At 66.4% G+C, this 18,662-nt stretch carries 18 protein-coding genes; 13 read left to right on the top strand and 5 right to left on the bottom strand.

The window, feature by feature from the left end; all coding sequences use genetic code 11:
• Positions 1-76: 76 nt before the first annotated feature.
• The 3 genes from MXB53_RS12170 (at position 77) to ftsZ (ending at position 2,148) form a co-directional block, all read left to right on the top strand.
• Positions 77-586 carry a double zinc ribbon domain-containing protein gene (locus MXB53_RS12170; RefSeq protein WP_248897810.1) on the top strand — a complete coding sequence of 170 codons (510 nt, stop codon included), beginning with the start codon at positions 77-79 and terminating at the stop codon, positions 584-586.
• Positions 587-790: 204 nt separating this feature from the next.
• Positions 791-973, top strand: a complete 183-nt coding sequence (locus MXB53_RS12165) for a ribbon-helix-helix domain-containing protein (protein ID WP_248897809.1) — start codon at positions 791-793, stop codon at positions 971-973.
• 2 nt (positions 974-975) lie between these two features.
• Complete coding sequence (gene ftsZ, locus MXB53_RS12160) at positions 976-2,148, top strand: cell division protein FtsZ (protein ID WP_248897808.1); 1,173 nt, start codon at positions 976-978, stop codon at positions 2,146-2,148.
• 28 nt (positions 2,149-2,176) lie between these two features.
• On the opposite strand, the gene ncsA is transcribed toward ftsZ, so the two are convergent.
• Complete coding sequence (gene ncsA, locus MXB53_RS12155) at positions 2,177-3,145, bottom strand: tRNA 2-thiolation protein NcsA (RefSeq protein ID WP_248897807.1); 969 nt, start codon at positions 3,143-3,145, stop codon at positions 2,177-2,179.
• A gap of 164 nt (positions 3,146-3,309) precedes the next feature.
• On the opposite strand from ncsA, the gene MXB53_RS12150 reads away from it, so the two are divergent.
• Positions 3,310-3,969, top strand: coding sequence for a DUF7095 family protein (locus MXB53_RS12150; protein WP_248897806.1), 660 nt, complete (start codon positions 3,310-3,312; stop codon positions 3,967-3,969).
• Positions 3,970-4,077: 108 nt separating this feature from the next.
• On the opposite strand, the gene MXB53_RS12145 is transcribed toward MXB53_RS12150, so the two are convergent.
• The 3 genes from MXB53_RS12145 to MXB53_RS12135 all read right to left on the bottom strand — a co-directional run bounded on the left by MXB53_RS12145 (position 4,078) and on the right by MXB53_RS12135 (position 7,012).
• The gene (locus MXB53_RS12145; protein WP_248897805.1) at positions 4,078-4,878 is read right to left on the bottom strand and encodes a class I SAM-dependent methyltransferase; all 801 of its coding nucleotides are present in this window, start codon (positions 4,876-4,878) and stop codon (positions 4,078-4,080) included.
• Positions 4,879-4,907: 29 nt separating this feature from the next.
• A complete protein-coding gene (locus MXB53_RS12140) occupies positions 4,908-6,041 on the bottom strand; it encodes an endonuclease/exonuclease/phosphatase family protein (protein WP_248897804.1) in 1,134 nt (377 codons plus the stop codon).
• 143 nt (positions 6,042-6,184) lie between these two features.
• A complete protein-coding gene (locus MXB53_RS12135; protein ID WP_248897803.1) occupies positions 6,185-7,012 on the bottom strand; it encodes a deoxyribonuclease IV in 828 nt (275 codons plus the stop codon).
• A 149-nt stretch (positions 7,013-7,161) separates the two neighbouring features.
• On the opposite strand from MXB53_RS12135, the gene MXB53_RS12130 reads away from it, so the two are divergent.
• Positions 7,162-7,698, top strand: a complete 537-nt coding sequence (locus MXB53_RS12130) for a redoxin domain-containing protein (RefSeq protein ID WP_248897802.1) — start codon at positions 7,162-7,164, stop codon at positions 7,696-7,698.
• Here MXB53_RS12130 and MXB53_RS12125 read toward each other — a convergent pair.
• Entirely contained in the window at positions 7,692-8,516 is an 825-nt protein-coding gene (locus MXB53_RS12125) for a lipoate--protein ligase family protein (RefSeq protein ID WP_248897801.1), read from the bottom strand. The genes MXB53_RS12130 and MXB53_RS12125 overlap by 7 nt on opposite strands.
• A gap of 205 nt (positions 8,517-8,721) precedes the next feature.
• Between MXB53_RS12125 and MXB53_RS12120 the strand changes: the two genes are divergently transcribed.
• The 8 genes from MXB53_RS12120 (at position 8,722) to MXB53_RS12085 (ending at position 18,578) form a co-directional block, all read left to right on the top strand.
• Positions 8,722-9,576: an ABC transporter permease gene (locus MXB53_RS12120; RefSeq protein WP_248897800.1), complete on the top strand. Its 855-nt coding sequence runs from the start codon at positions 8,722-8,724 to the stop codon at positions 9,574-9,576.
• A 2-nt stretch (positions 9,577-9,578) separates the two neighbouring features.
• Positions 9,579-10,634 carry an ABC transporter ATP-binding protein gene (locus MXB53_RS12115; protein WP_248897799.1) on the top strand — a complete coding sequence of 352 codons (1,056 nt, stop codon included), beginning with the start codon at positions 9,579-9,581 and terminating at the stop codon, positions 10,632-10,634.
• A gap of 1 nt (position 10,635) precedes the next feature.
• Positions 10,636-11,931: an oligopeptide/dipeptide ABC transporter ATP-binding protein gene (locus MXB53_RS12110; protein WP_248897798.1), complete on the top strand. Its 1,296-nt coding sequence runs from the start codon at positions 10,636-10,638 to the stop codon at positions 11,929-11,931.
• Positions 11,932-12,048: 117 nt separating this feature from the next.
• Positions 12,049-13,023, top strand: coding sequence for an ABC transporter permease (locus MXB53_RS12105; protein WP_248897797.1), 975 nt, complete (start codon positions 12,049-12,051; stop codon positions 13,021-13,023).
• Positions 13,024-13,132: 109 nt separating this feature from the next.
• Positions 13,133-14,941: an ABC transporter substrate-binding protein gene (locus MXB53_RS12100; protein ID WP_248897796.1), complete on the top strand. Its 1,809-nt coding sequence runs from the start codon at positions 13,133-13,135 to the stop codon at positions 14,939-14,941.
• Positions 14,942-15,011: 70 nt separating this feature from the next.
• A complete protein-coding gene (locus MXB53_RS12095) occupies positions 15,012-16,523 on the top strand; it encodes an amidase (RefSeq protein WP_248898113.1) in 1,512 nt (503 codons plus the stop codon).
• Positions 16,524-16,558: 35 nt separating this feature from the next.
• Positions 16,559-17,278, top strand: coding sequence for a TlpA family protein disulfide reductase (locus MXB53_RS12090; RefSeq protein ID WP_248897795.1), 720 nt, complete (start codon positions 16,559-16,561; stop codon positions 17,276-17,278).
• Positions 17,279-17,336: 58 nt separating this feature from the next.
• Positions 17,337-18,578 (top strand): Zn-dependent hydrolase, encoded by a 1,242-nt coding sequence (locus MXB53_RS12085; protein ID WP_248897794.1) that lies wholly within the window; start codon positions 17,337-17,339, stop codon positions 18,576-18,578.
• Positions 18,579-18,662: the final 84 nt, after the last annotated feature.

Genomic DNA, 18,662 nt, shown 5'->3' with positions numbered 1-18,662 from the left:
GGAACGGCTGACACGCGACAGACAGGCGTCAGACACCTGGAAGATTTTAAATAATAGGGGTGTGTGGCTGTGAACGATGAGCAAGATCACGTTCCGTGCCGACGATGACCTCGTCAAGCAGTTGGAGGAGTTCGACGCCTCCAAAAGCGAGGTGATGCGCGAAGCGTTGCGCACCTACCTCGACGGCACGGAACGTGACCGACCGGCGGGCGTCTCCACGGAGCTGATCGAAACGCTGCTCACCGAGTCGGCGTTTGCCCCGCGGGACCCGCCGGAGATTCACGTAAACGTCACGCTCGACGGCGACGCGACCGACCCCTCGGACGTGTCGGTCGAACGGGACGCCGAGGCGACGACGCGTAAGACGCAACCGGACCACACCGACGACGACGCGACGGACCGACAGAGCACGTGTTCCCAGTGTGGCGAGGAGATGTCTGCCGGGCACGTCTACTGTCCGAACTGCGGGGAGAAATCGGCACACCGCGTGTTCTGTGACTGCGGCGACGAGCTGCGGTCGGACTGGGCGTTCTGCCCGAGCTGCGGTCGACGGACCCCCGCTGCGGACGTGCTCGATCGGGCATAACCAATCGGACGTTTACGAAAACCGGGGTGGTTGTCTTACAACTGCCGTTAGTTTTATAAGGTATTGGTTTGTTGGTACGTTTGCGTAAGACGGCCGTCTTACAGGGACGCCGGCTTTGGGGCGCAACAGGCCCCATCATCCGGCTCAAACGTGTAAGACACACACGGAGCGTGGCTCCGTCCGTCTTACCGGGGGAATGTAAACATGGAGCGTGTGACACTACGAATTCCGAAGCAGCAGATCGAGGAGGTCGAACAGATGGTGGAGACGGGAGAGTACCCGAACCGCAGCGAAGCCATCCGATCGGCCGTCCGCGAGATGCTCAACGAACAGAGCGAGTCCCGTGACGACAAGCGCAACAGCGGCCGCAGCTGGGCGAAGGTGTAACGATGCAGGGATTCGTCCAGGACGCCATCGAACGCGAGGAGGCCGAACAGCGCGACGCAGACGAAGACGGCGACGACTTTGGCGACCCGCGTATCGTCATCGTCGGCGCCGGTGGGGCCGGTAACAACACGGTCAATCGTCTCTACAACATCGGTGTCGACGGTGCGGAGACCGTCGCGATCAACACCGACAAACAGCACCTGCAGATGATCGAGGCCGACACCAAGATCCTCGTCGGCAAGTCGCTGACGCAGGGACTCGGTGCCGGTGGCGACCCCTCGATGGGGGAGCGCGCCACCGAGATGGCCCAGGGAACGATCAAGGAAGTCCTCGGCGAGGCCGACCTCGTCTTCGTGACCGCCGGCATGGGTGGCGGGACCGGGACCGGGGCCGCGCCCGTCGTTTCCAAGATCGCCAAAGAACAGGGCGCCATCGTCGTCGGCATGGTGTCGACGCCGTTCAACGTCGAGCGCGCCCGCACGGTCAAGGCCGAAGAGGGACTCGAGAAGCTTCGCGGCGAAGCCGACTCCATCATCGTCCTCGACAACAACCGCCTGCTGGACTACGTGCCCAACCTGCCCATCGGCAAGGCGTTCTCGGTGATGGACCAGATCATCGCCGAGACGGTCAAGGGCATCAGCGAGACTATCACGCAGCCCTCGCTCATCAACCTGGACTACGCGGACATGTCCACGATCATGAACCAGGGCGGCGTCGCAGTGATGCTCGTCGGTGAAACCCAAGACAAGAACAAGACCCAGGAAGTGGTGAGCGACGCGATGAACCACCCCCTGCTCGACGTGGACTACCGCGGCGCGTCCGGCGGACTCGTCCACATCACCGGCGGTCCCGACCTCACGCTGAAAGAGGCCGAGGGCATCGCCAACAACATCACCGAACGACTGGAAGCGAGCGCCAACGTCATCTGGGGCGCTCGGATCCAGGAGGAGTACAAGGGCAAGGTCCGCGTCATGGCGATCATGACCGGCGTGCAGAGCGCCCAGGTACTCGGGCCGTCGACCCAGCGCCAGGCGGAGAAGTCCCGCAAGAGCCTCAACGGCGAGGACGTTTCGGAATTCGACGCGAGCGAGAACGCCGGCCAGGATCAGGCGTCCTGGTCCGACGGTGGTCGCGAAGAGACCGACAAGCGCAACGGCGTCGACGTCATCCGGTAACGACCCCGACGACTTTTCTTCTCGCGTCTTACACCGCTTCGATCGATTCGACGAGTCGGCATTTTCGGCAGATTCGACCGCTCGTGCTCGATCCGCAGCGCTCACACTCGCCCAGATCGCGGCTGCCGTCGCCGCCGCGGTATCGTTGAGCGGCCAGTTCGGCGAGTTCCTCGTAGCCGGCCATGATCGAGTGCCGCGTCCCGGGGTGGTTCTCCTCCATCTTCAGGAGGAGGTCCTGGATCTCGCCCCGGTAGGCCTCGCTGGCGTGGGGGCACTCCGTGATGTGGGCCGGCAGATCGGCCAGGTGAGCGTACAGCGCTACCTCCTTCTCGGGAATGTCCCTGAGCGGCTTGGCTCGGGGGACGAAGTGGACGCTGTCGGTCCGGCGGTCGAAGGGGCCGAGGCTCGCGTCGAAATGTTTGGCGATCTGTTTCAGGTCGCCCTCGAAGAAGTTCATGAGCGCCGTCTGGGCCTCGTCGTCGAGATTGTGGCCCGTGAGCAGTTTGTCCGCGTCGAGGGCCTCGGCGTACTCCTCCAGCAGGTCGCGGCGGAACACGCCGCAGTACGCACAGGCCGCCATGTTTTCGGGGTCTTTTTCCACGACATCGTCCATCCGGACGCCGAACTCCTCGGCGTACGACACCACTTCGTGTCGGAGGTCCAGTTCCTCTGTCAGCGTCTCGCAGGCATCCAGACTCTCGTCGCGATACCCCTCGATACCCTCGTGGATCGAGAGCGCGACGAGTTCGACCCGCGGGTCGCGGCCGAACGTGTCGTGGAGGATCTGTGTGAGGACGACGCTGTCCTTGCCGCCGGAGAGACCGATGACCCACGTCTGGGGGTCCTCGGGCGAGGCGTCGGCCGAGAGGAGGTCGTCCTCGCGGACGCGCCGGCGCACTCGTTTCTCGACCGAGGCGCGGAGATGCTTGTCACAGAGGTGGGCGCCGGAGTACGCCGCATGCATCACCGCGTCGCGGCCGCACTTGTCACACTCCATCGCCGCACCCTTGCCGGCCGGTCCGTATCACCGTTTCGTCTCGGTGATACTGTCGGCTGTAACTGTTTCAAGAGCTCCATCACTCCGGGGTGACGGAGTCCTTGATCGACTTACAGCCAGCAGTATGAGAAACCGTTTTGGCCGCCCGGACGAAAGGGCGGCCGATGGAGCGAGATGCGGCACTCGACCGCGTGGCGGAGATCGTCGACATCGTGGAGCGAGCCGCCAACGGCGACGCTCACCTGCCCGTTCCCGTTCGGGAGGTGTGGGTGTACGGCGACGTGGCGCTCGGTCTCGATCCGATCGACCGTCTCGATGTCTATCTCACGAAGGATCTGCACATGCGCGGCGACGCCGACCGTGAGGCCGAGTTCCGAGAGCAGTACGGCGTCGCCGGCGTCGGGAAGACCGTCGACGCGGACTGGGCGGCCGCCCATCCCGAACACCTCCGCGCCAACGACAACGGACACGCGGCGCCGGAGCGCTGTCTCGCCGCGCACCTCACCGGCGCCGACGAGCCGATTCACCTGGAGGTGTGCAACGCGTCGTTTACGGACAACGTCACCCAACGCCTGCGCGGGGCGATGGCCCGCGACGCGCCCGAACAGAGCCTCGATCCCCGCGGCGTCTGTCTGTGGGTCGACGGCCAGCGTGACGCCGACGCGATGGCGAAACTCCGCGGTGGCGAACTCGCCTTTCCGACGCTTTCCGAGGCGCTGGAGATGCTCGGACTCGACGAAGGGACGGCCGCGGAGGCCGCTGCGGCGATGCGCGAACGCCGCGCCGAGCGAACGGGTCGGACCGTCCGCGGTGACGTGGTGTAGCGAACTGGTGACACCGGCGTATCGCGAAGCGGCGTGTCACGCTGGCGCGGACCGCTTCGCGGCGGGGGTCAGCGCATGGCGACGGTGGTCGCCCCCTCCTATTTCAACTCACGCCTCGGGGACGTGTCCGACGGTCACGTCGAACGGCACCACTTCGGCCCGGCGATACGTTCCCTCACGCATCGCGTTGACCACCTCGCGGCCCATCTCCCGCCAGGCCGCCCGGAGTTCGTCGTACTCCGCGCCGACCGCTCGGCGGAGTTCGTCTTCGTGATCGGCCAGTCCCGCGCCCGTCGCCTTCCGCGTAGCGTCGCGGAGATCAGCCTCGTCGTACGGCGGTTCGATGACTTTTCGGTGGTAGTGGCGACGCGTCGTCACCCCGGTGAGGCCGGTCTGTTCGAACCACTCCGCCACCCGGTCGCCGAGAGCGACGTCGGTCCCCACGCCTTCGAGATACGCCTCGCGGACCCGCTGTTCGAGCGCCGCCTCGCGGTCGACGGTCGAATCGACGCTCACGTCTGCGTTGTCGGGTTCGATGGCGGCTACACAGTCGTCGGTGACGCGTCGGAACTCGCGGATCGTCTCGAACGGGTCCGGGAGGTTGACGAGCAGCGCCTGACACGCCACGAGGTCGAACGTCGCGTCGGGAAACGGGAGGCGGTTGGCGTCGCCCGCGACCACCGGACAGCCGAGTTCCTCGCGGGCGACGGCCAGGAGCGACGGATCGGCGTCGACACCCACCACCTCGCCGCCGCTCTCTTCGGCGAGCACCCGCGTCAACTCGCCGCTCCCGCAGCCGACGTCGAGGAGGCGGTGCCGGGTCGGCAGGTCGAGGGGGGCGAGCGCCGCCCGTGAGGACCAGAGTCCCTCACGTGTTCGGCGGAGGTAATCGGCCGAGAATCTGCGCACGCCGGCTGTACTTCGTCCATCCTCAAAAGTCAGTCGTCGTCGTGCTGCCCGCGGGCCGCAAGGGCTGCTAACACGGAGAGCGCGCCGGCCGCCACGCCGAATCCGGGCCCGGACGCGGCCGAGAGTTCCGGCGTCGCAGTCGGCGTCACCGTGATATCTGGTGTCGGAGATGTGGTGGGTGTCTCGGTCGGTGTCGCCGTTGTGACGGCTGACGCCGGCGTCAGCGTCGTCACCACCCCAGCATGGTCGGACGGCCAGAGGCGCTCATCGTCGACGGCGATCCGCGTCGCCGGATCGGCACCGACCCGGGTCGCCTCAGTCGCTCGCAGATCGCCCCGGACGAGCGTGTGGTCGACGCGTGAATCGAGCGACGGGGTTGCGTTCCGCAGGGTCGACGCGTGACAACAGGTGTTCCCGACCTCGGGCGCGGCGTCGGTGAACGCCCCGGCGAGGGCGTCGTACACGTCCGTCGTTGCGCCCGGCCCGCTGTTCAGATCGCCGACGAGGACGGTCGGATTCTCGTGGTCGTCGAGGAGTCCCTGTAGTTCGGCCGCCTGCGCCCGTCTCGCTTCGGCCGACACCGATTCGAGATGCGTGTTACAGAACGTAAGACGCGTCCCACCAACCGTCGCAGCGACGATGCCGTATCCGCGTCGTATCGTGACTGTCTGCCCGCTTCGAGTCATTGAGAACGCGGCGTCGAACGTCCCGGTAGTCGGGTCGCCCGTCGTCACTCCATCCCGCGCGAGTATCACGTCGTGGTCGGTCAGGCGAACGCCCATTCTGTCTCCGTCGACCACCGCCGGAAGTTGAAAATCAGCCGTTTTCGTGGCCGCAACGGGCCGATACGGCAGATTCCGCTCCTCGATGGCCGCCAGTAACGTCGTCCGAAAGTCGTAGCGGACGTTCGTCGCCGTCGGCGTCGACGCATCGTCTGGTTCGTCGGTGCGAACCAGAGCGACTTCCTGTAGCCCGACCAGATCGGGAGCTGTCCGTTCGAGTTCGGCCGCGATGGCATCGAGGCGACGGCTGACGTGACTGCGGTCGACCGTCGTCACGAGGTTGCCGACCGCCTCCTGAAGCGTCGTCTCATCCGTCGCCACCGCCGTCAGCAGTCGAAACAGATCGGCGCCGAGATAGCAGTTGCGCGTGGCGACGGTCACGGTCGATGCGCCATGCGCTCGGCCGGCGACTGCCGGGCTAAACGCTCCAGCCCCGAGGACGCCTACACCGGCGGCGAGAAGGTCACGCCGTGTGTGCCGGGTGGGCTGCTCGCCGTGCCGTCCGGAACGGTTCTTCGACTGCTTCATCCCCGAAGTTCGCGGACGCGGTCGATGTTCCAGGCGAAGCTTTTGCCGTTCTCGGTCGGTGTCTCCAGGACGAACGGGCAGTCCCAGAGGTCGGGATGCGTGACGATGCGGCGCATCCCCTCGACGCCGATCAGCCCCTCGCCGATGTGGGCGTGTTCGTCCTTGTTCGTCCCGCAGCCGTGTTTCGAATCGTTGAGGTGGAGACAGTGGAGGTTGTCGAGACCGACCACGTCGTCGAATTCGGCGACCGTCTCGTCGACGCCCGCCCGTGTCGAGAGGTCGTAGCCTGCGGCGAAGACGTGAGCCGTATCGAGGCAGACGCCCAGGTCGTGGCTGCTCTCCTCCAGCACCGTCGCGAGGTGTTCGAACTCGCCGCCGAGTTTCGTGCCGCTACCGGCGTCGGTTTCGATGAGGACGGTCACCCCTTCGGGGACATCGAGTTCGTCGAGCGCGCTGACGGCGTTGTCGAGGCCCGCGGCCGTCCCGGCGCCCGTATGCGCGCCGAGGTGGACGTTCACGTAGTCGATGCCGAGTTTCGCGGCGGCGTCGACTTCTCGCTGCATGCTGTCGACGGAGTTCGCCCGCAGATCCGCCTTCGGCGTACAGAGGTTGACGAGATACGAGGAGTGAATCACCCAGGGGCCGTCGAGATGGGCGGCGGTACCTTCCCGGAACGCGGCGGCTTCGCCGTCACCGACGTTCGGGTTCTGCCAGACCTGGGGGGAGTGCGTGAATATCTGGCCACAGTTTCCGCCGACGTCGCGCTGGTTATCGATCGCGTTGTCGACGCCGCCGGCGACCGAGACGTGTGCTCCGACTCGCATACTATCGACAAGGGGCAGGTGCGCAAAGGCGCTTCGACTCGGCGGGCGGCTGTATTCTATATCGCGGCATGTGGTTTATTCATGGGTTCCAGCGTCCGCGTGGCCGCCGTCAGGCAACGGTTTTTGTCCTTGCCGCTCGAAGCCGCGGTATGACGCGGGATGAACCGATCGCGGTCGGTGAGAAGGTGGCGGATGTCACGACGACGCTCGTGCGTCCGGACGGCACCGTCGAGGAGACGGCGCTGAGTGAGCTGGCTGCCGACCGGCCGGTGTTGCTCAGTTTCTACACGGTGGATTTCAGTCCCGACTGCATCGACGAGTGGTGTTCGTTCCGCGATTTCGACTGGTTCTCCAGCGGCGAACACGTCCAGGTCGTCGGATCGAGCAAATCGAGCGCGAACCTCCACCGCCGGTTCATCGACTACCTCGGACTCAACTTCCCGCTCTTTGCCGATACGGACCTCGAACTCTCCGACGCGTTCGGCGTCACGTACCGCGCGCTCGGGCTCTCGCGTCGTTCCCGACGTTCGTGTTTCCTCGTCGACGAGGACCTCACGATCCAGTATCGGTGGGTCGGCGAACACTGGCTCGATCCGACGCGTGACACGCCGCCCGTCGACGAAATTCACGAGGCGATCACGGAGCGGCTCGACGTCACCGAACCGGAGACGTTCGGCTTTCAGTAGCGCTCGCCCGGCCGGCGTCGCGTCCACTCGTCGCTCGCGTACTTCTCCGCCGCGCGCGTCCGCGCCCGTTCGAGTTCGCCGTCGGTCCAGGATCCTTCCTCGGCGTCGGCCCACGCCCGAAGCGCCCGCTCGAGGGCCGTCACCGCTTCCGAGCGGCTCCAGTCGGTGTGTTCGTCGATCGCGGTGACCCGGTCGCGAAACGTCGCGGCGTCGGCGTCGGGATCGGCGAACACGGACAGGTGGCGCTCGGGCCGCATCGAGTAGGTGAGCGAGCCGTGCTGGACGACGGCGTCGGTCCGTCGGTGCTGGGCGTTGCCGCTCACCTTCCGCTCCCCCACGACCACGTCGTGAGCGGAGTGGAGTTCGCGCAGGTAGCACGCGGGCGGGTACAGCGCGGGCCGGCCCGTCTCGGCGAACGTCGCCGGGACCCCCATCCGGTCGAAGGCGTCGAGGATCGGCGCACAGAGCTGGTGATACGACGCCATCAGATCCCCCGGGAGTTCGTCGGCCGGGGCCGTGATGGTGTAGGAGATGTCGCCGTAAGCGTCGTGGTAGATGCCGCCGCCCCCGGTCGGGCGGCGTGTGACGCCGATTCCCGCCCGCTCGCAGTGGTCCCAGTCGACGGTGGCGGGCTCCTGATGGTAGCCCAGCGAGAGGGTACTCGGATCCCAGCGGTAGACGCGGAGGGTCCGCGGCCCGCCTTCGGCGGCCGTCTCCGCCGCGATCTCGTCGAGCGCCATGTTCATCGGACCCGACCAGCGTTCCTCGCGGATCAGCCGCCACTCGTGGCCGGCGTAGGGGCCGACGCTCGCGTTCATATCGAGGGATCGGCGTCGGACGGCAAAGGGGTTTTCTCCCCCGGTCGACCATCCGAGATCACTCCGAGGACAAGACTTTTCATCTCCGTTGTGTATGGGGATTTGTATGGTACTACGTGGACTAAAGGCAGAAAATAGAAAACAAACATTCGATAATATACGAAACAATCATATAGTCAGGAATTTCACCGGTGGGGTGCGGCTGATGCTCCAGGACCGCACGACTGCGGTGTATTTCTGGATTCTCGTGTCGATCACCCTCCTTGGGGTCGTCGGCCCGGCCCTCGCACCGTACGACATCGAAGAGACGCAGTACGACGACGAGACGGGCGAAGTGCTGAGTGCGGCACCGCCTTCGCTCGATCACCCGCTCGGAACGACGTTCGCCGGCTACGACGTCCTCTCGCGACTGCTGGTGGGTGCCCGTCCGACCGTGATCACGGGCATCCTCGGGGGTGGGCTGATACTCACGATCGGAACGACGATCGGTATCACCGCCGGATACGTCGGCGGGCGGACCGAAACGTTGCTGATGCGCTTTACCGACTTCGCCTACGGCGTCCCGCTCATCCCGTTCGGAATCGTCATGATCACGTTCCTCGGGGTCGGATTCCTCTCTTCGATCCTCGTCATCGGATTGATCCTCTGGCGCGGCGGCGCGAGGGTGATCCGGGCCCAGACGTTGCAGATCAAGCAGTATCCGTTCGTGCAAGTCGCTCGGGCGACCGGCGCGAGCACGCCGCGGATCATCCTCAAACACGTCCTGCCGAACGTGGCGCCGATGGCGATTTTCTTCTTGGCGCTCGGCGTCGGCTACGCCATCATGCTCCAGGCGAGTCTGACCTTCCTCGGCGTCGCCTCCCCGTTCACTCCCTCGTGGGGGGTGATGATCCGGAACGCGTTCAACTCCGGCTACATGACCGAAGCGTGGTGGTGGTCGCTGACACCGGGGCTCCTGATCGGTATCACGGTGCTGTCGACGTTCATGTTCGGACGGGGCTACGAGGATCTCATCACGGCCGACGGGGAGTCGGTCGAAGCCGACACGGTGGCCGCGTAACCATGTCCGAGCCACTGCTCGAGGTCGAAGATCTCACGATCCAGTACGAGACCGACTCCGGTGATCTCACCGCCGTCTCCGACGCCTCGTTCAGTATCGACGAGGGGGAGTTCTTCGGGCTCGCCGGCGAGTCGGGATCCGGCAAGAGCACGACCGCCAAGGCGATCATCGGCGGCCTCGACGACAACGGACGGATCGACTCCGGCACGATCCGCTACCGCGGCGAGGAGATCCAGTCGTTCACCGACGCGCAACTCAACGAGAAACTGCGCTGGAAGGAGATTTCGTGGATCCCTCAGAGTTCGATGAACAGCCTCGATCCGCTCCAGCGGGTGAGCGAGCAGGCCCGGGAGATCGGTCGCGTACACACTGACCTCTCGAACGAGGAGATCCGCCAGAAGCTCAAGGAGATGTTCGCCGTGGTCGGACTCCAGGAGAGTCGGATCGACGACTACCCACACCAGTTCTCGGGCGGGATGCAACAGCGGGCGATCATCGCGCTCGCGCTGTTTCTCGAACCCAGCCTCGTCATCGCCGACGAACCGACGACGGCGCTAGACGTGATCATGCAGGATCAGATCTTCAAGTATCTCGACCGGATGAAAGACGACGCCGAGACGAGCCTCCTGTTGATCACCCACGACATCAGCGTTATCTTCGAGTCGTGCGACAGCGTGGCGATCATGCACGCCAGCCAGGTCGCCGAGCGTGGATCGACGACCGCGGTTCACGACAACCCTCGCCACCCGTACGCGTTCATGTTCAAGGAGGCGTTTCCGGACATCCGCGAGCCGGATCGGGAGCTAGAGGTGATCGAGGGCTACCCCCCGGAGCAGTTCGGCGCGGTGTCGGCGTGTAGCTTCGCCGACCGCTGCCCATGGGCCGTCGAGGAGTGTCGTGACAGCGCCCCGTCGCTCGATCCCGTCGGCGACGACGCCACCCACGCCGCGGCCTGTTTCCGGGCCGACGAGGCGTACGAACTGTACGAACGATACGGCGCGACCGATCCGAGCGACCTCGATGATCGGAGCGCCACACCCGTCGAGGAGAGTGACTGAGATGGCTACCGATACACCGCTACTCGAGATCGACAACCTGCAGAAATACTTCGAAGAAAGCACCAACGTCGTCGATACGCTCCTGCGGCGCGAGCCCTCGAAGATTCAGGCCGTCGACGGCGTCTCCTTCACGCTCGATGCCAACGACTCGGTCGCCGTCATCGGGGAGAGCGGGTGCGGAAAGACGACGCTCCTGCTGACGCTCATCGGTCTCCACGACATCACCGGCGGGGACGTGGTGTACAAGGGGACGCCCATGTCTTCGTTCGACGACGCGGACTGGAAGGACTACCGGAGCAACGTGCAGGTGATCTTCCAGGATCCGTTCAACTCGTTGGACCCCAAGATGACCGTCGAGGAGTCGCTGAAAGAGCCTCTGAAGATCCACGGGATCGGCAACCGCGACGAGCGAGTCAGGCAGATCCTCGAAGACGTGGAACTCCGCCCGCCGGAGGCGTATCTGAAGCGCAAGCCGGCGAACCTCAGCGGCGGCGAGAAGCAGCGGGTCGCCATCGGCCGGGCGCTGGTGTTGGAACCGGACGTGATTCTCGCCGACGAACCGGTGTCGATGCTCGACGTGTCGACGCAGGCCTCCGTCTTGCGGATGCTGAAGGGCCTCATCGACGAGTACGACACCTCGATGATCTACATCTCACACGACCTCTCGACGGTGTCGTACATCGCCGAGACGGTGAACGTGATGTATCTGGGTCGGTTCGTCGAGTCGGCGCCAACCGACCGTCTCCTCGACGATCCCAAGCATCCGTACACGGAGGCGCTCGTCTCGGCGATTCCGGTCCCGGACCCCCACTACGACCGCCCGCGGACGGACATGTCCGGAGCGCCGCGAGATCCGATCGATATCGGGGACGGCTGTCGGTTCCGTGACCGGTGTCCGAAGGTGATCCCACCGGACGACATCGACGTGGAGCAGGCCGCCTTCCGGGAGGTGATGGCGTTCCGCGAGGCGCTCGAACGGGACGACATCGCCATGGACCGCATCCGAAACCAACTCGACGGGGCTCCCGACACCGACGCGCTCGCGGCGGCCCTCGAGTCCGAGTACTTCTCGGCCGAACTGGACGGCGAGAACGAGGCGACGCTCCGAGCGGCGCTCAGATCGGTCGCCCGTGGCGACCGTGAAGCCGCCGTCGACCGACTCGCGGCGCGGTTCGAGAGCGTCTGCGAGCGAACGCCTCGCCGGACCCAGGAGGACGACGAGTGGTACGTCGCCTGCCACCAGTACTACGAACACGACCAGACATCCTCGGAGACTCATGCAATCACGACCGACTGAGTTCCGACCCGTCCCGGAGCGGGGCGGTCGGAGCCACGACGGAGACGTATCGGACGGGATGACTACCGGACCCCGCGGTAAGAGACGGCCAACGGGGGTGCGCGAGCGATGTCGTCGATGAAACGCTACGTCGCCGTCCGGGGGCTCCAGACGCTGTTCACGCTGTGGCTGGTCCTGACCGCACTGTTCGTCATGTTCCGGTCGATGCCCGGTGACTTCACCTCACAGATGGCCGTCTCGGGCGCGAGCGAGGAGTCACTCGCCGCGCTCCGTGCCCAGTGGGGGCTCGATCAACCGCTTCACGTCCAGTACTGGCGGTACATCACGAACCTCGCACAGGGGAACCTCGGCGAGTCGCCGGTCTACCGCGTCCCAGTCTGGGAGTTCGTGAAGATGCGCATCTTCAACACGTTCATCCTCGTCGCGCCCGCGATGACGTTCACGTACCTCCTTGGCGCCCTCATCGGTACGATAGCGGGGAGCAAACGCGGGAGTCGCCTCGAAAAACTGGGTCTCGTCCCCGTCATCGGCGTCGGATCGTTCCCCGCGTTTTTCATCTCCATCATCCTGATCGTGGTGTTCGCTAGCTGGCTCAACCTGTTTCCGACATCCGGGATGCTGTCCGCGGGCGGAAGCGACGCGGTAGCGTGGTGGAAGCCCTACACCTCGGCGGACTTCGGCATCCACTACGTCCTGCCCTTCGTGGCGGTCGTCTGCCGGTACCTGTTCATCCCTTCGCTCATCATGCGAACCAGCGTCGTCGAGGTGATGGGACAGGACTACACGGAGTACCACCGGCTGACCGGCCTGCCGGTCGGCAAGCGCCTCCGCCACGTCGCCAAACACGCCAGCCTCCCCGTGATCACCATCTACCCCGTGTCCCTGGCGCGGGCGCTCGGCGGCCTCGTCCTGATCGAAACGGTGTTCAACTGGCCCGGGATCGGTTTCACGCTCGTTGAGGCGGTACTCGGGCGCGACTACCCGGTCGTCCAGTTCGTCTTCTTTGTCGTCGCCGCCTTCGTCATCATCTCGAACTTCCTGATCGACCTGCTGTACGGCGTCATCGACCCTCGCATCCGGGTCGACAACTGACGCCGAACACTCTATTCCTCTGAACATAAATTAAAGAATGCCGGATCAGGCAACATGAATATTCACTTTCTCGGTAAATTTATGTACGTACGGTCTGGTTGTCCGGTGTATGGCACACGATAGCGGAACTGTGCATGAGTCGATCGATAGACGGTCAGTACTGCGGGCCATCGGTGCGGCGGGCGCCGCGAGCATCGCCGGCTGTTCGGGCGGCGACGGCTCCGGTGGTGGCGGCTCCAGCGGCGGCGACTTGGGCGAGCGGGTGCAGTCCCTCCAGATGGAGTACTGGTCTGACTACGGCGGCTTCACGACGACCCAGGAACAGATGTCGCCGATCATCAGCCAGGGCGTCAACGAACTCGGCGTCGGGATGGAGGTCGTTCCGGTGAGTATCACCACCCAACTCTCACAGATGGCCAACGACGCCAACCGGGCGAACAACATCTCCTTCACGTGGTGGGTTCCGGCGGCCGACCGGCTCGATCCGCAGGAACTGCTGAACAACATGCGGCTGGACTGGGCCGGCGCTAACGGACAGAGCAACTACTCCAACTACGCCGACTGCGAGTACACGCGTCTGCTTTTGGAACAGACTACCGCCGAGACACAGGAGGAGCGCGAGCAGGGCATCTACGAGACGATCGCCCGCATGGCGGAAGACTGTGCGATCGGCAATCTCGCGCCAGTCGCCAACATCGGTGCGTGGCGGACGGACATGGTCGAAATGGGCGGGATCGGCAACGGCGGGATCGCCCGCTCGAACGCCGAGTGGGCGTTCAAGTCAAGCACCACCAATGGCGAGGACATGGTGGTGTCGATCAACCCCATCGCGACCGAAACCTCGAACTGGATGACCCACTCCGCCGCGATGCCGGAGGCGATGTGGCAGCATATGATCCACTCGCCGATCCACAAGTACAACGAGAACTTCGAACTGACCGAACTGCTCGGCTCGGTCGACGTGGTCAGTTCACAGGAGGTCGTCGTCGAACTGTTCGAGGACGCCACGTTCACCAACGGCGATCCGATCACCGCAGAGGACGTGAAGTTCACGTTCGAGCAGATCCAGCGCGGCGGCGAGACCGGCGCCTACCCCGGCGCTGCTCCGGTCCCTTACGACGCCATCGAGACGCCCGACGAGCGGACGGTCCGGTTTACGTTCACGGAGCCGTACATCCCCTTCTCCCGCACGACGCTGATGCGGTGGGGGATCCTTCACAAGGAGTCGTTCGAGGCGGCGGGCGCGGTCGAGAACCCCGGCGACGCCCAGTTCGAGACGCCCATCGTCTCGTCGGGACCGCTGGAGGTGACCGAACTCCAGCGAGGCCAGCGCGTCGTCACGGAACCACACGACGGCCACCCGACCTACGAGGCGTCCCAGCCGATCATCTTCGAGGCCTACCGCAACGAGGAGACCATGATCACCGCGCTGGAAGCCGGCGAGTGTATGATCTCCCCGGAGATATCGCCGCCCAACGCCGAACGCGTCAACAACGAAATCGACAACGCTCAGGCCGAGTTCGCGGCCACCCACACGGCCTTCAACCTGCAGTACGCCTGTCACACCGCGCCGTGCAAGTTCACCGAGTTCCGCAAGGCGGTCGCGGCGACGGTGAACCGCCAGCAGATGATCGACGTGGCGATGGCTGGCGAAGTCGATCCCGAGATGTACCCGACGTACATTTCGCAGAATCACCCCATGTTCCCCCCGGAGGACATGCTCTACAAGCAGGCCGAGGATCCGACCGGGAACCCGGAGATGGCTCGCCAGATGCTCGAAGACGCCGGCTGGGGCTGGGACGGCGACGGCAATCTCCACTACCCGCCGGACGCCGACCTCGATCCGCTGTGGCCCGAGGGCGAGACGCCGTCGGCCGAGGACTTCCCGTGCATCGAGGATCTGGGTCTGGATCCGTAACCATGACCCACGCGACGATCCCTCGCTCATCAACGTCGCGTCGGCCGCTGGCCGCGTACCGACCGTGACCATGCGCACGCTCTCGGAGGCGGAACTGGTGGCCCTCGGCGATCGGTTCGGTATCCCGGTCGACGACGAACGCGCGGCCGACCTCACCCGGACGGTGAACGAGCTGCTCGACGGTCTCGACGCGCTCGCGCACAGCCCGCTGGTCGACGACGCGCCGTCGCCGACCGGCGCTCCTCCAGGGGAACGAACGTGGGCGGACCCCGTCGACGATCCCCACAGCGCCGTCGCGGTCGACTGCACGGTGCCGCCGTCGGCGGACGGTCACCTCGCCGGCGTCGACGTCGGCGTCAAGGACGTCGTCGCCGTCGCGGGCATTCCCATGCGCTGTGGGTCGGCGACGATGCGGGGGTTCGTCCCTGCGCGGGACGCGACGGTGGTCGACCGACTCCGGGGCGCCGGAGCGACGATAGCCGCCAAGACAGCCTGTGACGAGTTCGCGGGGAGCGCCCGGGGGACGACCGGCTACGGCCCCCCGATCACGAACCCCTACGACGACGACCGAACGGCCGGTGGCTCCTCCGGCGGGAGCGCGGTGGCAGTGGCGACCGATCGGGTCGACGCCGCCCTCGGCACTGACACCGGCGGATCGGTGCGGATCCCCGCCGCCTTCTGCGGTGTCGTCGGTTACAAACCGACCTACGGGCTAGTTCCGCTGACCGGCGTCGTCGAGAACACCTACACCCAGGATCACGTCGGGACGTTCACCGACACCGTCGCCGACGCGGCGGCCCTCCTCGGGGCGCTGGCGGGGGCGGACGACGCGGACCCGGCGAGCCTGGCAGCGGCGGGCCGCGCGGGCTACCGCGTCGGCGGCTACCGCGAGGCGGTCGCCGCCCCGTCCGAACCAGCGGGCATCCGGATCGGCGTTCTCGACGAGGGAACGGGCGAGGGCGTCGCCGACCGTGTGGCGGAGCGCACGATGGCCGCTATCGACGCCCTCGCCGACGCTGGCGTCGATGTCCGCTCCGTCTCGGTCGACTCGTTCCACGACGCCCGCCCGATCAAGAACGTGCTGAGCTTCGTCGAACTCGCGACTCACTGGCGGGACGGGGCGGCGCCGTACCGCCGTGGTGGCGTCGACGAGACGCTCCAGACCGGCTTTGCGCGGGCGCGAGCCGGCGCGGGCGGCGAGTTGGGCGACTTCTACGCCAGCAAACTGCTTGCCGGTGCGCGCGTCGTCGAGGCTCACGATGGCCGCCCGTACGTCCGCGCACAGGCGGCCCGCGAACGGCTCCGCGAGAACTTCGAGGCGGCGCTCGCCGGCGTCGACGCCCTCCTCCTGCCGACGATGCCCGACATCGCCCCGCCGGTCGACGCCGCCGCCGACTGGGAGTTCGACTACGCCCGCAACACGCGGGCGGCGAACGTCACCCGACTCCCGGCGGTGACGCTTCCGAACGGGACGGCCGCGGAACTCCCCGTCGGCCTGCAACTGGTCGGGTCGGCGTTCGACGACGCTCGACTCCTCTCCGTCGCCGCGCGCGTCGCGTCGGTGATCGGAGAGCGAACCTGAGTTCACGCTCGGGCCACGCCCCGAGCCCTTCCACGATGTCATCAACCAACGACACTCACGACACGAAGAGTACAGAGGCGACGATCGATCGACTCGTCGAGCGCGGCGTGTTCGAGGCGCCCCTCGGGGACGAGGTGCGCCCCACGGCGGCGTTCGACGACGCGGTCGAACGCTACCGACAGACGCTCACCGACGCCGACGACCGACGGACGGTGGTTGCTTCGTTGACCGACGACCCGGAGACGGCGACCGCGCTCTCGGCGGGCCAGGTGACGGATCCCGACTTCCTCGCCCGGTATCTCGCTCTCCGGGAGCGTGATCCCGACCTGTCGCCGGCCCGGGCGCTCGCGCTCGCGGCCGTGATCGGTCAGACCGACAAAGAGCGACCGCCGGCCGAGGGCGCGCCCGAGGCGTTTCTCCCCGTCGACGGCGCGGATCTCCAGCGACTCGTCGGCCTCTACGACCGGTGTGTCGTCTACGCGTGGCGGGAGGACTGCACGCCCTGCGACGCGGTGCGCGGGGACTTCGACGACTTGTTCGCCGACGGCCCGCCCGACGACCTGCTCCCGCTCGCCGTCTACGGTCCGGACTGCCCGCGCCTGCTGGATCGCGAGTTCGACGTGACGGGCGCCCCGACCATCCTGTTCACGCTGGAGGGGCGCGTCGACTCCCGGTTCGTCGGAGCGCCGACCACCGCGGGGCTTCGCGCGGAGGTAGAGACGCTCCGCGAGCGGACGCTCCCGTCGGAGCGATGACCCGCGATCCGGATGCGCCGCCACACGGAAGCCCTCACCGCTCGAATAGATGCGTCACATGAGGATCGATATCGACCGCGACCGACTCGTCGGGACGATGCGGGAACAGGCGGCGATCGGCGGTACCGAGGGAGGCGGCCTCCACCGCCTGGCGCTCTCCGACGCCGACCGGGAGGCCCGCGACTGGTTCGTCGACTGCGCGACGGCGGCCGGCCTCGACACCCGGATCGACGCTTTCGGCAACACGTTCGCGCGTCGCGAGGGCACCGACCCCGACGCCGCGCCGGTGCTCGCGGGGTCGCACCTCGACTCCCAGCCCGACGGCGGGATCTACGACGGCGCGCTCGGTGTCGTGGCGGCACTCGAACTCGTCCGGACGCTGGACGATCGCGGTATCGAGACGCGACGGCCCATCGAACTCGTCAACTGGACCAACGAGGAGGGGTCGCGCTTCCCGCCGGCGATGCAGGGCAGCGGCGTCTGGGCGGGGGCTCACGACATCGAGGAGGAGTACGCGAAGACGGACGCCGACGGGACCCGACTGGGCGACGAACTCGAGCGAATCGGGTATCGTGGTGACCACCCGGCGGAACCGCGCGAACCCTACCACGCATACCTCGAACTTCACCCCGAACAAGGACCGCACTTGGAGGAGACGGGCGCGGACGTGGGGATCGTCACCGGTATCGTCGGCCTTCGATGGGCCGAAATCACCCTCCACGGCCAGGCCAACCACTCGGGGACGACGCCGATGCAGCACCGGTCCGACGCGCTGGTCGCGGCCGCTGATGTCGTCACCGCGATCAGACGGCTTCCGGGAACGCTCGGCGAGCGGACCGTCGCCACGGTGGGTTCCCTCGACGTCCAGCCGGACTCCGTCAACGTCATCCCCGAGACGGTGACGTTCACGACCGATCTCCGCGACCCCAGCGAGGGCGTCCTCGAAACGGCCGTCGCGCGGATGGAGGCGGAGGTGGCCGCCGCGGCCGACCGCGAGGGGATCGACTACGAGGTCGAGGGGACGATGCACGCACCGAGCGTCGACTTCCCGGACCGGCCGGTCGAAGCCGTCGCCGACGCCACGGCGGACCTCGGCTACGACGGCCGGCGCATGGTCAGCGGCGCGGGACACGACGCGACACACGCAGCGTCAGTCTGCGACGCCGCGATGGTGTTTGCCGTCAGCGAGGACGGCAAGAGCCACACGGAAGACGAGTTCACGAGCTGGGCCGACTGCTACCGGTCGGCGAACGTGCTGGCGAACGCCGCCCTCGACCTCGCCGACGCCGTCGGTGAGTGAGGCGGCCCCGCTCCGTCGTCGCTGGCAACGGGGAACTATATAGTCTTCCATAGGCCTCCCAACGGCCCACGAGCGCTCGGTGTG

The organism is Haloplanus sp. XH21 (genome assembly GCF_023276355.1).
Lineage (GTDB): Archaea > Halobacteriota > Halobacteria > Halobacteriales > Haloferacaceae > Haloplanus > Haloplanus halobius.
Note: the sequence above shows the minus strand (reverse complement) of the source record. Positions and strands in the feature narration are given on the sequence as shown.